The sequence below is a fragment of the Achromobacter sp. Root565 genome, assembly GCF_001427425.1.
GTDB lineage: Bacteria > Pseudomonadota > Gammaproteobacteria > Burkholderiales > Burkholderiaceae_B > Achromobacter > Achromobacter spanius_D.
This window is the reverse complement of sequence record NZ_LMGO01000010.1, coordinates 68,839-80,450: the sequence shown is the minus strand read 5'-3', so window position 1 is coordinate 80,450 and position 11,612 is coordinate 68,839. Positions and strand designations below refer to the sequence as shown.

The following is an 11,612-nucleotide window of genomic DNA, read 5'->3' as shown; positions in this document are numbered from 1 at the left end:
CAGGCCCTGTCCTCAGCCCTGAAGCTGCCGATAGACTTCTTGCGACACGCGCTGCAGCTCATCACGGCTGACGGCGCCCGACAGCGCGTAGCCGAACTCGCCCTCGACCCAATAGAAGACCCGCACCGGCCCTTCCTGCGTGAACTGGAAGGCGGTCTGGCCGCCGGCCGCTTCCCGCGTCACGTACAGCGTCAGGCGCTGGCCGTCGGCCGCGCCGTACATGAATTGCGCGACGGGGCCCGCGCCGCCGGGCAAGAGGCGTCCGCCGATCAGCTCGTAACCCGACTTCGATAGCGACGGCGCGCGCATCGGCGCGCCCATGCGCTTGGTCAGCCAGGTCACCAGCGCCTTTTCGTTGTCGCCGCCGACTTCCACGGGCCGGCCCATGTCGGGCGCAAAGACGGCATGGGCGATGGCGGCGCGCTGGGCATAGCCGCCCGCCGCGCGTTCGGGGCTGGCGGTGGCCAGCGCAGCTTGCAGATGGCGCGCGTCGACGGCGCCGCGCGCGAACCAGGCCAAGCTGGCGCTGACCGCGGCAATCGCCACGCTGGCCGCCATCGCGCGCCACGGCCACGTCCGCGCCGGGGCGCGCAGCGGCAGGCGCAGCGGCAACGGTTCGTCCAGCACGGGATCCAGCAAGGCATGCAGCGCGCGCCGTTGCGCCTGCCAGTCGTCGACCCGGGTCTGGTCCTGCGGATGCGCGGCCAGAAAGGCGGCCACCTCGGCATGACGCGCGGCGGACAGCTGGCCGTCCGCGTAGCCGTGCAGATCGGCTTCGGTGATCGGCGTGCCTGCGGCGGGAACCGGATGGAGGCGTTTGTCGGTCATGGCATTTCACGCGGGGTGGGAACGGGCCGCAGGCGCGGGGCGGTATCGCGGCCCCGCATCAGCGCGCCGAGCTTCTCGCGGGCGCGCGACAGGCGCGACATGACGGTGCCGATGGGCACCGACAGGATGCGGGCGGCCTCCTGGTAGGAAAGGTCTTCGACGGCGATCAGCAAGAGGACCTCGCGCTGATCGGCCGGCAGGGCTTGCAGGCAACGGTCCAGGTCGCGCACTTCAAGCTGATCGGTCTGGGTGGCGCGCACCGGCGCGTCGGGCAGGTCGCCCGGCGCCGTCTGGTCGGTGCGCCGGCTGGCGGCGCGCACGCCGTCGATGAAATGGTTGTGCATGATGCCGAACATCCAGGCACGCAGTTCGCCGCGCCGCTGCCAGCGAGAGTAGCGGCTCCATGCGCGCTCCAGCGTGTCCTGCACCAGATCGTCGGCCCGGTCGGGGTCGCCCGTCAGCCCGCGCGCGTAACGCCGCAAGCTGGGGATGCAGGCCAGGATCTGGGCTTCGTCTTCGGCGCGCATGGTCTGATCGGGCAGGTGTCCGGATCAGGGTTTGACGACGTGCCAGATTTCCTTGAAGTTGTCGCCGGTCTTGTCGCCCGGCTTGGTGTCCTTGGCGAACAGGTACAGCGGCTTGTTCTTGTAGGCCCATTGCTTGCTGCCGTCGGGGCGGGTGATGACCGTCAGGTCGCCCATCGGCTTGGCGTCGCCGGCGGCCATGGCGGGCGGCCAAGCCTTCGCGCACGCGTCGACGCAGACGCTCTTGCCCGCGGAGTCCTTGTCGAAGGTGTACAGCGTCATGCCGGCGTTATCGACCAGGATGCCGTTCTGGGTCTTGACGGCCTGGGCGTGGGCGCCGGCCGAGAACAGGGCGGCGCAGGCGAGAGCCAGGGCCGCGGCGGTGTGTTTGCGCATGTTGTGCCTCGTAGAAGGGAAGGATTGGGGGACTGCCCTCTACGGACGCCGGCCGGGGCCGCTTTATTCCAGCGGTCCGGAAAAAAGCTGCCGCGAAGGGTTCAAGCGCCCGGCCGGACTGCGCCGGGGTCATACCGCATTTCATGCTCCAGCTCGGTCTCCTTCACAGATGTGAAGCCCAGCGCCTCGTAAAGCCGCCGGGCGGGATTGCCTTTCAGGACACTCAGGGTGACGGGCGCACCTTCCTTGTCCGCCCGGTCCAGCACCTTGGCCAGCAGCCTGCGGCCCAGCCCCTGGCCCTGGAAATCGGGATCGATCTGAATCTGCACGATGCGCCAGCCGGCCGGATCGCGGTAATGCTTGAACAAGCCGGCGGGACGGCCGGCCAGCCAGACGATCTGGGCATCGTCGAAGTGGTAATGGATGCGCGCCAGGTGATGGTCATCGTCATGCGGCGCGCCTGCGCGCTGCAGGTGCGCAGTCATCGTGCGCTTGCGCAGGGACAGCAGGAACGGCACGTCTTCTTCGGTGGCGGGTTGCAACGCCAGATCGGGGGTGAGGCTCATGTTGCGGTGCGATGGGAAGGAGGAAACGCGAGCGCCGCCGGATGGCGGGTGGGTTGCCTGACGTTATAGATCGGTTGCGGGGTGGGCGCTAGTGCCTAACCCTTCAACATCCCCAACGGCTCCGGCCCGAAATGCCGCAAATTCGGGAACACCGTCCGCAGATCGTCCCGGCTGGCGCCGAACCACGCGCCCAGGTCCGCGCCCAATTGATCCACCGACGTGGTGGGCAGCAGCCGGCCGTTGTCCACGAAGCCGGGCCCGTTCAGCGCGATTTCCGGGTGGGCCCCGTAGCAGCGGCCGCCGTTGACCGCGCCGCCCAGCACGAAGTGGTGCGAGCCCCAGCCGTGATCCGAGCCGTTGCCGTTGGAACCCAGCGTGCGGCCGAACTCGGAGGCCGTGAAGGTGGTGACCTGATCCGCCACGCCCAGTTCCGACAGGGCCTTCTGGAACGCGGCCAGCGCCTGGCCCATTTCCTTGAGCAACGCCGGATGCGCGTCGTTCAGCCCTGTGTGGTTGTCGTAGCCGTTCTGCGAGACGAAAAACACCTGACGCCGCGCGCCCAGCGTGTCGCGAGCGGCGATGATGCGCGCCACGATCCGAAGCTGCTGTGCGAGCGGCGACGAAAAGTCTCCCGGTACGGCGACGCCCTCCAGCGCGGCCCGCAGGCGCGTGTCGGCGGAGATGGACTGCGCGGCGATGCGCGACATCTCGCGTTCCATCAGGTGTTCGCGCGGCTCGGTGATCAGTTCGCGCAGCAGCGCGGTGCAGGCGCTGGATCCGTAAATGTCGCGATGCAGCAGGTCGATTTGCGTCGAGCCGTTGATGCCCACCCGATAGCCCGCCACCTTGCGCCCGGCCAGCAGCACCGTGCTGCCGCCCGCCGTGATGCCGGTAAACGTGCGCTGCGCGTTGGCGCCCGCGAAAAGATCCGTCAGGCGGCCGGCCCAGCCCGAGGACGCGCCCTCCGGCGCCAGCGCCTGCCAGACCGATTGCTGATCGTTGTGGGAGAACAGCTTGGGCGGCAGGGGCACACGCGCGCCGATGTATTCGGCCTTGGTTGTGGGCACGATCAGCGGTCCCACGTTGAGCAGGGCCGCCATGTCGCCGCGTTCGTACAGCGGCGCCAGCGGCGCGAGCGCGGGAGCCAGGGCGAACTGCATGCCGCCCTGTGTGTCGGCCTTGCCGCGCAGCAGCGTGGCGCGTAGCGGGTCGCGGGGCAGGGCGATGTCGCTGCGGGCCGTGGAGTACGCGCGGTACGACGACGGATCGTACGGAACCAGCGTGTTGTAGGGATCGTTGCCGCCGTACAGGAAGACGCACACCAGCGCCTTGTAGGAGGGCGGGGCGGATTGCGCGGCGGCGGCGCCGATGGCGGCCAGGTTCAGCGCCAGCGGCGCGGCAGCGCGGGTCGCGCCCAGCGCAAAGGCGCGCAGCAGAAAGGCTCGGCGGTCGAGGTCGCGGCGGTCTGTCATTTCTGCACCAGATACTCAGGGGTCGCCGCCACCAGCATGATGGCGGCGCGAACCCGGTCGCGCGGGCGGTCCGGCGGCAGCGTGGCCACCGCTTTGGCAATGGACACCGCCGTGCGCGCGCTGAAAGCATCGCCCGCCAGCAGCAGCACGACGCGCGCCACCAGGGCCTCAGGGGCCTTGGCCAGCGCGATCTCGGGCGTGTAGCTGGTCTGCAGATCCTCCCAGCCGCGGTCCGCGTAGATCGCCAGGAAATTCAGGTAGCCCGCGATGCTGGTCTCGTCCGTGATCTGCAGTTCCGGCGCGACCAGATGGCGGCGGGCCAGTTCCGTGACCGGCGGCACGTAGCGCGGCCGGAAGAAGTTGAACACCGTGGCCGACCGCATGGGGCTCTGCGCCAACCGGATCGTGTTGTCCGTCGTGTCCGGCATGGCCCATTCGCCATTGGTGGAAGTGGCACCGAACGCGCGGGCCCAGCCCGAGAAGCGCAGGATGGGCTCGCGCACCTTGCCCCAATGCGGCGAAGAAAGGTCCGGCTGTCGCGCCTCGGGATCCAGCAGAATGGCCCGCACCACAGCCTTCAGATTGCCGCGCTGGCCCTTGCCGTCGTCGTTGAACACGGCCGACACGCGGCCTACGTACGCGGGGCTGGGATTGCTGGTGACCATGCGCTGGATCAGCTGCATGCCGATGAAAGGGCCGACGTTGGGATGGGCGCTGATGACCTCCATGGCGCGCTTGAGCGACAGGTGGCCGTCCGTGCCAGGTGGGATGACCGCGCCCAGGAAGCGCTTTTCCGCCATCGAGTGCAGCGCGTTGTTCAGCGCCATGGGACGGCGGTGGAACTCCACGTTCGTCTCGGGGCCGTTGATGTCCCAGCCCGTGAAGACCTTGGCCAGCCCCTGCACGTCGGCGTTGGTATAGGTTTCCACGGGGGCGCCGTTGACCATTTTCACCGTGCCGTCCTGTTCCAGCACCAGCAGCCCGATGCTGAACAGCTGCATCACCTCGCGCGCATAGTTTTCGTCGGGGTGGCGGCCGGTCTTGGGATCTTCCTTGCGGTTGCCGCGATAGGTCAGCATGCAGCCCATCGACAGGTTCTGCGTCACGGCGGTCAGCAGGTCCTGGTAGTTGCCCAGCGCATGCTCGGCCAAGAGGTCCATGAAGCCCGCCGCGCCAAAAAGCGGCCACGACGCGGTGATGGACGACACGCCAACGACGAAGATTTCGGACAGCGAAAACGCGACCCGCGTGCGCACCTGGTCGGGCGCGCTGATGAACTTGCGCCACAACGTGGATTCCAGCGGCGCGTTGATGCCGTTTCCCTTGAAAGCCTCGGTGTTCCGGTTCTTTTGCAGCAGCCAGTCGAAGTGCGTCTGCGACGGCGGCATCGCCAGCTGCGCGTCGAGCCACGCCGCGTAGCCGACGCGCACGACGGCGTCGATGTCGGCCGGCGTCGGGCCGAACGTCGCCTGCGCCAGAAAGCGCGAGGCCTGGCCGGGGGTAGGGGATGCGGACTGCTGCGCAGCCGCTGACGGCGTAGCGGTCATGCGCCGGGCACCTCGTCGATTGCAAAAACCTACGGTACTAAAAGCCCGCCGGGGGCTTCAATACCGTCATTCGGACGAGGGACTAGGCCAAACGCATGAGATCAGGGGGATATGACGCGTCGCGTGCGCGTCACACGGAGCGCGTGATGCCGCCGTCGATGCGGATGTTCTGGCCGGTGATGTAGGACGACGCGCTCGACGCCAGGAACGCGATCAGGTCGGCCACCTCTTGCGCCGTGCCGTAGCGGCCCATCGGAATGCGCACGCGGCGGTCTTCCTTTTCGGGCAGGCTGTCGATGAAACCGGGCAGCACGTTGTTCATGCGCACGTTGTGCTGCGCGTATTCGTCGGTGAACACCTTGGTGAAGGCGGCCAGGCCTGCGCGGAACACGCCCGACGTCGGAAACAGCGCTTCCGGCTCGAAGGTGGCGTAGGTGGAAATGTTGACGATGGCGCCGGACTGCTGCTGCTTCATCACCGGCGCGACCAGGCGAGTGATGCGCACCACGTTCAGCAGGTAGAACTCCATGCCCAGGTGCCAGTCGTCGTCGCTGATCTCCAGCAGCGGGCCCTTCGGACCATGGCCGGCGCTGTTGACCACCGCATCGACGCGGCCCCACTTCTGCAGGGTGGCTTCAACCAGCCGGGACAGGTCTTCGGTCGAGCGGTTGGACCCGGTGACGCCCAGGCCGCCCAGCTCCTGCGCCAGCGCCGCGCCCTTGCCGGACGAGGACAGGATGGCCACACGGTAGCCGTCCGCCGCCAGCTTGCGCGCCGCCGCCGCACCCATGCCGCTGCCGGCCGCCGTTAGGATCGCCACTTTTTCCGTACTCATGCTCGCTCCAGTCTGGAATTCGGGAGCGGCCATTGTAGGGGCGGGCAGCGCCCGGTCCAAGACGATGGAGGGGGCGCCAGCGCCTACGGTTTGGGCGCCACGCGCCAGATCACGTTACCCACGTCGTCCGCCACCAGCAGGCTGCCCTGCGCGTCGATGGCCACGCCGACCGGGCGGCCCTGCGCCTGGCCCGCGTCGTTGAGAAATCCGGTCAGCACGTCCAGCGCCGGTCCCGCGGGCTGGTTCTGGTCGAACGGCACGAAGATCACCTTGTAGCCGCTGCGCGGATCGCGGTTCCATGAGCCGTGCTGGCCGACGAACATGCCGTGGACAAAGGGCGCCGGCAGCTTGGACCCGCCCGACCACGCCAGGCCCAGCGAGGCGGTGTGCGGACCCAGCGCATAGTCGGGCACGATCGCCCGCGCCACCAGATCGGGCCGCGGCGGCGTCACGCGCGTATCGACGTGCTGGCCGAAATAGCTGTACGGCCAGCCATAGAAGCCGCCGTCGCGCACCGACGTCATGTAGTCCGGCACGAGGTCGCTGCCTAGTTCGTCGCGTTCGTTGACCGCCGTCCACAGCGTCTTGCCGTCCGGCCCCCACGCCATGCCGACCGGGTTGCGCAGCCCCGTGGCAAAGAGGCGCTTTTGCCCGCTGGCCACGTCCAGCTCCCAGATGGCGGCGCGGCCTTCCTCGATGTCCATGCCGTTCTCGCCCACGTTGCTGTTCGATCCGACGGACACGTACAGCCGCGACCCGTCCGGGCTGGCGATGAGGTTCTTGGTCCAGTGATGGTTCAAGCCCGCCGGCAGGTCGGTGACTTTCTCGGGGGGGACGGTGATGTGCGTCTGCCCCGGCGTAAAGGGAAAGCGCACGACCGCATCGGCGTTCGCAATGTAAAGGTGATTGCCGACGAGGGCCATGCCGAACGGCGAATTCAGTCCTTCCAGCAGGATGGTTCGCGTTTCGGCGATGCCGTCGTGGTCGGCATCGCGCAAGAGCGTGATGCGGTTTGCGCTGACGGTCTTGGCGCCGGCTCGCTTCATCACCAGCCCCGCGGCCCATTCTTTGATGCCGCCCGGCGCGTCCTCGGGCTTGGGCGGCGCATTGGTTTCGGCAACCAGCACATCGCCGTTGGGCAGCACGTACAGCCAGCGCGGGTGGTCCAGTCCGCTGGCGTAGGCGGTCACGGCCAGGCCGGCGGCGGGAGCCGGCTGCGCGCCGGCTTGCCAGCCCACGGCCTTGGCCGTGTTCACCGTGGGAATGAGCGTGGTGTTGGGCGGCGGCAGTTGGGGATCAGGCCCCATGCCCGCTTCGACAGGAAGCTTGGCGACCTCGCCGCAGGCGCTGAGCAGCGTCAACGTCAGGGCGGCCGCCGGCACGATACGCAGGGCATGCATGATGCGCGCCTACTTCACCAGCGTGACCGGCACATGCGCCAATTGCACGACCTGATTGGCCACCGACCCGATCAGGATGTTGGTCAGCTTGCCGTTGCCGCGCGTGCCCATGACGATGCGCGCGCAGCCGTGATCCTGCGCATAACCCGCGATTTCCGCGGGAGCGTTGCCGAATACCACATGACTGACGTAGTCCACGCCAGCCGAGTCCAGCTGCCGGCGCGCCTCCTCGGACGCTTCGCGGCCTTCGCGGGCATAGAAGTCATTGATCATGTCCTGCGTGATCAGGCGCGACACCCCGGCGCGCCCGCGCGGCGGCGTCTGGATGTTGATGAGGTGGATGCGCGCGGACTGCGCGCCCTGCGCCAGGCGGCGGGCGTACACGACGGCGCGGTCGGCGTTTTCGGAGCCGTCGACGGGAACAAGGATATTCAGCATGGCGGCTCCTTACTTGACCAGCGTGACCGGCAGTTCGGTCAGGGACAGCACGCCCGTGGCAACCGACCCCATGAAAAGCGCCGACACGGAACCCAGGCCCCGCGTTCCCATGAAGATTTCATTTGCGCCGGTTTCTTCGGCCACGCGCGCGATCGTCTCGGCTGCTGCGCCGGCCTGGATGTGGGTCTCGAACGGCACGCCGGCCTGCGTCAGCAGTGCGCGGGCGGCCTCAACCGCGGCCTCGCCTTCCTCCTGGTGATAGGCGTCGATCTCTTCCTGCGACAGGCCGCTGCCGAACGCGCCGGCCTTCAAGGGAATCTGGACTGTCAGCAGGTCCACGCGTTCGACGGGATCGTAGCGGCGGGCGTCGAGCAGCGCTTTGACCGCGTTCAGGGCGGGTTCCGAACCGTCGACGGGAATCAGGATGCGTTTCATGGGCGTCTCCTTGCTGGCCGTAGGGGGGCGTGCGTTCCACTGTATCCCACATTCGCCCCGCCGGCGCCGCCCCGGCGACGCGTCAGATCAAGCGGGCGATGTTCCCCGCCACGCGTTGGGCACCGTGTCCGCCGTCATGGACGTGCCCAGTAGCTGGCTTGCCAGCTGCGCCAGCGCGGAGGCTTCGCCGGTGGTCTGCAAGTGCAGGCCGCCAGGACCGTGCTCAACCAGCATGCCGCGTTCCTGCAGTTGGTGGCGCAGCCAGCGCGCCACCGGCGCGCCTGTTTCCAATAGCGGCACGCCCGGGCCGGCCGCGTCCTGGATGGCGTCGCGCAGAAAGGGAAAGTGCGTGCAGCCCAGCACCAGCACGTCCGCGCCGGCCTCGCGCAACTCGGCCACCGGCGCGCGCACGGCGTCGGCGGCTTCGGGGCCGGACACCACGCCTTGTTCCACCAACCGCACCCACTCCGGGCAGGGCCGCAGCAGGATGCGGACCTCGGGCGCCTCGCGCTGCACGAGCGCGGCGAACTTGGGGCTGGCCAGCGTCCCGGTCGTGGCAAAGACGCCCACCACGCCCGAATGCGTCAGGTGCGCGGCCGGTTTGATGGCGGGTTCGACGCCGATGATGATGAGCTCGGGATGGCGCTTGCGCAGCAGCGCGATCGCGGCGGCGGTGGCGGTGTTGCAGGCCACCACCATGGCGCGGGCGCCTTGCGACACGAAATAATCGGCGATGGCGCAGGCGCGGCGCTCGACGAACGCCTGGGTCTTTTCCCCGTAGGGCACATGCGCGGAGTCGGCCACGTAGAGCAGGGGCTCATGGGGCAGCGCGTCGCGGATCGCGCGCAAGACGCTCAGGCCGCCGACGCCGGAGTCGTATACGCCGATGGGAGATTCGGAAAGCATGGAAAGGCGCTGATCTATGCAGGATGCGGTGGCGGCAAGTGTAGCGCCGGGGCTTACCGGCGTTCTGCTGGCGGGGTTTAGCGGCGCTACTTCGCAAGCGATGCGTCCCGCTGCCGCCGCGCCTCGTCGATCAGCTTGCGCGCGGCGCCCGACAGCGGCGCGTCGCGCCAGATCAGGTTCAGCGGCGCGCGCAGCGCCGCCGGATGCGTCACGCTGACGTACACCACGCCTTCGATGTTCACGCGGCGCAGCGACGCCGGCACCAGCGACACGCCCAGCCCCGCGGCAACAAAACTCAGCGTGGACAACATGCGCGGCGCTTCCTGCGTGACGCGCGGGCTGAAGCCTTCGGCGCTGCAGGCGGTAATGATCGCGTCGTACAGGCCCGGACCGCTGTGACGCCGGTACAGGATCAGCGATTCGTCCGCCAGTTCCGACAGCGCGATGCGCTTGCGCGTGCGGCCCTTGACGGCGGGGTGGTCTGCCGGAAAGGCCGCCAGCATGGCTTCCTCGAGCACGGTTTCCATCTGCACGCCCGGGTCCGCGTGCGCGCCGCGGATGAAGGCGACATCAATGCGCCCTTCGGCCACCGCCTCGCGCAATTCACCGGTGCTGCTTTCTTCCAGCACCAGATGCACATGGGGCGCGCTTTCGCGGAAGCGCCGGATGACCGACGGCACGAACGGATGAAACGCCGCCGACCCCGTGAATCCCACCGTCAAGCGGCCCGCCTCGCCCTGCGACACCCGCCGCACGCCATCCACGGCCTGGTCCACCATCGCGATGATGTTGCGCGCGTCATCCAGCAGCGCGCGGCCGCTTTCCGTCAGCTCCATGCCGCGCGGCAGGCGGTGGAACAGGGTCACCCCCAGCTCGGCCTCCAGCACCCGGATCTGCTGGCTAAGTGGGGGCTGGCGGATCCCCAGCCGGGCGGCGGCCTTGGTCAGGTGGGATTCCTCGGCGACCGCCAGGAAATAACGCAGGAGCCGCAGATCTACGCTTGCCATATGTGTTCGATATGAGTTTTGAACTTGTCATATATTAGACATTAACTAGGGCGAGGAGTAGGCTGCAAGCTCGTTACTCACCTATGGCGCGGTTACCGCGCCAGCCCCCATTGCCGGCGTTGCGCCGGCCGCAAAAATGATGAATGCAGCACTTCCCCTCGATGAGGCCGGCGTACGGCCTCCCCCCACGTGCGGCCAGTTGTTCTACGGTTTCCTCGTGCTGGGCCTGACCGCCTTCGGCGGCGCCTTGCCCCTGGCCCGGCGCATGGTCGTCGAAAAACACCGCTGGCTGACCGGCGCCGAATTCACCGAACTGCTGGGCCTGTGCCAGTTCCTGCCGGGCGGCAACATCATCAACCTGTCCGTCGCCCTGGGCATGAAATTCCGCGGCCCGCGCGGCGCCTTTGCCGCGCTGATGGGCCTGATCCTGGCGCCGTCCATCATCGTCATCATGCTGGGCATGGTCTATGACCGCTTCCAGGACGATCCCGACATCCAGCACCTGTTCGCCGGCCTGGCCGCTGCCGCGGCCGGATTGCTGATCTCGATGGCGGTGAAGATCGGCCTGCCGGTCATCAAGCGCCGCGACTGGCTGGCAGGCGTGGTCGCCACCGCCTGTTTCATTGCGATCGCCGTGCTGCGCATTCCGCTGCTGCCGACCATGGCGGTCCTGACGCCGCTCAGCATCCTGATGGTGTGGAGGCAACGCCGATGATCCATACCCTCGTTGCGCTCGTCCTGATCTTTACCGAGCTGTCCGTGCTGGCCTTCGGCGGCGGCAACACCATCCTGCCGGAGATGCAGCGTCAGGTCGTGCAAGTGCATGGCTGGATGACGGCCGCCGACTTTTCCGCGCTCTTCGCGCTGGGTCAGGCCGCACCGGGTCCCAACCTGATGGTCGTCACGCTGGTCGGCTGGCACGTCGCGGGCCTGCCGGGCGTGCTTGCCACGACCATCGCCAAGTTCGGCCCGTCGTCCATCATCACGGTCATTGCGCTGGGCCTGTGGGAAAAGTTCAAGGACCGCCCGTGGCGCGGCGTCATCCAGGCGGGTATCTTCCCGATGACGGTTGGATTGGTCGCTGCCAGCGCCTCGCTTATTACCGAAGCCTCCGTGCACACGTGGCTGCTCGGCGCCATTACGGCCATCGTGGCGATCCTGGGCAGCGTCACCCGGATCCATCCACTGTGGCTGCTGTTTGCCGGGGCGCTGGCCGGTTTGCTCGGCATCAGTTAGCGTAGGGGCCTGCGCAAGCCCG

Annotated in this window: 14 protein-coding genes; 2 read left to right on the top strand and 12 right to left on the bottom strand. The window is 68.2% G+C overall.

Features of this window, described 5'->3' with window-relative positions; genetic code table 11:
* Positions 1 to 12 precede the first annotated feature (12 nt).
* The 12 genes from ASD71_RS27100 to ASD71_RS27045 all read right to left on the bottom strand — a co-directional run bounded on the left by ASD71_RS27100 (position 13) and on the right by ASD71_RS27045 (position 10,354).
* Positions 13 to 828: an anti-sigma factor gene (locus tag ASD71_RS27100; protein ID WP_056571821.1), complete on the bottom strand. Its 816-nt coding sequence runs from the start codon at positions 826 to 828 to the stop codon at positions 13 to 15.
* A complete protein-coding gene (locus tag ASD71_RS27095) occupies positions 825 to 1,355 on the bottom strand; it encodes an RNA polymerase sigma factor (RefSeq protein ID WP_056571818.1) in 531 nt (176 codons plus the stop codon). The genes ASD71_RS27100 and ASD71_RS27095 overlap by 4 nt, the downstream gene beginning before the upstream one ends.
* 24 nt (positions 1,356 to 1,379) lie before the next feature.
* Positions 1,380 to 1,748 carry a hypothetical protein gene (locus ASD71_RS27090; RefSeq protein ID WP_056571815.1) on the bottom strand — a complete coding sequence of 123 codons (369 nt, stop codon included), beginning with the start codon at positions 1,746 to 1,748 and terminating at the stop codon, positions 1,380 to 1,382.
* Between the two features lie 101 nt (positions 1,749 to 1,849).
* The gene (locus tag ASD71_RS27085) at positions 1,850 to 2,314 is read right to left on the bottom strand and encodes a GNAT family N-acetyltransferase (RefSeq protein WP_056571812.1); all 465 of its coding nucleotides are present in this window, start codon (positions 2,312 to 2,314) and stop codon (positions 1,850 to 1,852) included.
* A 95-nt stretch (positions 2,315 to 2,409) separates the two neighbouring features.
* A complete protein-coding gene (locus tag ASD71_RS27080) occupies positions 2,410 to 3,786 on the bottom strand; it encodes a DUF1501 domain-containing protein (protein WP_056571810.1) in 1,377 nt (458 codons plus the stop codon).
* Positions 3,783 to 5,333: a DUF1800 family protein gene (locus tag ASD71_RS27075; protein WP_056571807.1), complete on the bottom strand. Its 1,551-nt coding sequence runs from the start codon at positions 5,331 to 5,333 to the stop codon at positions 3,783 to 3,785. Before ASD71_RS27075 ends, ASD71_RS27080 begins: the two co-directional genes overlap by 4 nt.
* Before the next feature lie 130 nt (positions 5,334 to 5,463).
* Positions 5,464 to 6,168: an SDR family oxidoreductase gene (locus ASD71_RS27070; RefSeq protein WP_056571804.1), complete on the bottom strand. Its 705-nt coding sequence runs from the start codon at positions 6,166 to 6,168 to the stop codon at positions 5,464 to 5,466.
* Positions 6,169 to 6,251: 83 nt separating this feature from the next.
* Positions 6,252 to 7,568 carry a sorbosone dehydrogenase family protein gene (locus tag ASD71_RS27065; protein ID WP_056571801.1) on the bottom strand — a complete coding sequence of 439 codons (1,317 nt, stop codon included), beginning with the start codon at positions 7,566 to 7,568 and terminating at the stop codon, positions 6,252 to 6,254.
* Positions 7,569 to 7,577: 9 nt separating this feature from the next.
* Positions 7,578 to 8,006, bottom strand: coding sequence for a universal stress protein (locus ASD71_RS27060; protein WP_056571798.1), 429 nt, complete (start codon positions 8,004 to 8,006; stop codon positions 7,578 to 7,580).
* Positions 8,007 to 8,015: 9 nt separating this feature from the next.
* Positions 8,016 to 8,441, bottom strand: a complete 426-nt coding sequence (locus tag ASD71_RS27055; protein WP_056571794.1) for a universal stress protein — start codon at positions 8,439 to 8,441, stop codon at positions 8,016 to 8,018.
* A gap of 87 nt (positions 8,442 to 8,528) precedes the next feature.
* The gene (gene murI / locus ASD71_RS27050; protein ID WP_056571791.1) at positions 8,529 to 9,347 is read right to left on the bottom strand and encodes a glutamate racemase; all 819 of its coding nucleotides are present in this window, start codon (positions 9,345 to 9,347) and stop codon (positions 8,529 to 8,531) included.
* Positions 9,348 to 9,433: 86 nt separating this feature from the next.
* Positions 9,434 to 10,354, bottom strand: a complete 921-nt coding sequence (locus tag ASD71_RS27045; protein ID WP_056571788.1) for a LysR substrate-binding domain-containing protein — start codon at positions 10,352 to 10,354, stop codon at positions 9,434 to 9,436.
* A gap of 136 nt (positions 10,355 to 10,490) precedes the next feature.
* Here ASD71_RS27045 and ASD71_RS27040 point away from each other — a divergent pair, with 136 nt between their 5' ends.
* Together ASD71_RS27040 and ASD71_RS27035 are read left to right on the top strand one after the other, a co-directional pair.
* On the top strand, positions 10,491 to 11,069 hold the full coding sequence (locus ASD71_RS27040; RefSeq protein ID WP_082579082.1) for a chromate transporter: 579 nt from the start codon (positions 10,491 to 10,493) through the stop codon (positions 11,067 to 11,069).
* Positions 11,066 to 11,590, top strand: coding sequence for a chromate transporter (locus ASD71_RS27035; RefSeq protein WP_056571782.1), 525 nt, complete (start codon positions 11,066 to 11,068; stop codon positions 11,588 to 11,590). The genes ASD71_RS27040 and ASD71_RS27035 overlap by 4 nt, the downstream gene beginning before the upstream one ends.
* Positions 11,591 to 11,612 lie beyond the last annotated feature (22 nt).

Coding starts and splice junctions, on each gene's coding strand:
- ASD71_RS27045 (WP_056571788.1), bottom strand. CDS start 10,354: ATGGCAAGCGTAGATCTGCGGCTCCTGCGTTATTTCCTGGCGGTCGCC.
- ASD71_RS27085 (WP_056571812.1), bottom strand. CDS start 2,314: ATGAGCCTCACCCCCGATCTGGCGTTGCAACCCGCCACCGAAGAAGAC.
- ASD71_RS27080 (WP_056571810.1), bottom strand. CDS start 3,786: ATGACAGACCGCCGCGACCTCGACCGCCGAGCCTTTCTGCTGCGCGCC.
- ASD71_RS27070 (WP_056571804.1), bottom strand. CDS start 6,168: ATGAGTACGGAAAAAGTGGCGATCCTAACGGCGGCCGGCAGCGGCATG.
- ASD71_RS27090 (WP_056571815.1), bottom strand. CDS start 1,748: ATGCGCAAACACACCGCCGCGGCCCTGGCTCTCGCCTGCGCCGCCCTG.
- ASD71_RS27075 (WP_056571807.1), bottom strand. CDS start 5,333: ATGACCGCTACGCCGTCAGCGGCTGCGCAGCAGTCCGCATCCCCTACC.
- ASD71_RS27095 (WP_056571818.1), bottom strand. CDS start 1,355: ATGCGCGCCGAAGACGAAGCCCAGATCCTGGCCTGCATCCCCAGCTTG.
- ASD71_RS27040 (WP_082579082.1), top strand. CDS start 10,491: ATGATGAATGCAGCACTTCCCCTCGATGAGGCCGGCGTACGGCCTCCC.
- ASD71_RS27065 (WP_056571801.1), bottom strand. CDS start 7,568: ATGCATGCCCTGCGTATCGTGCCGGCGGCCGCCCTGACGTTGACGCTG.
- ASD71_RS27035 (WP_056571782.1), top strand. CDS start 11,066: ATGATCCATACCCTCGTTGCGCTCGTCCTGATCTTTACCGAGCTGTCC.
- ASD71_RS27060 (WP_056571798.1), bottom strand. CDS start 8,006: ATGCTGAATATCCTTGTTCCCGTCGACGGCTCCGAAAACGCCGACCGC.
- ASD71_RS27055 (WP_056571794.1), bottom strand. CDS start 8,441: ATGAAACGCATCCTGATTCCCGTCGACGGTTCGGAACCCGCCCTGAAC.
- ASD71_RS27100 (WP_056571821.1), bottom strand. CDS start 828: ATGACCGACAAACGCCTCCATCCGGTTCCCGCCGCAGGCACGCCGATC.
- murI (WP_056571791.1), bottom strand. CDS start 9,347: ATGCTTTCCGAATCTCCCATCGGCGTATACGACTCCGGCGTCGGCGGC.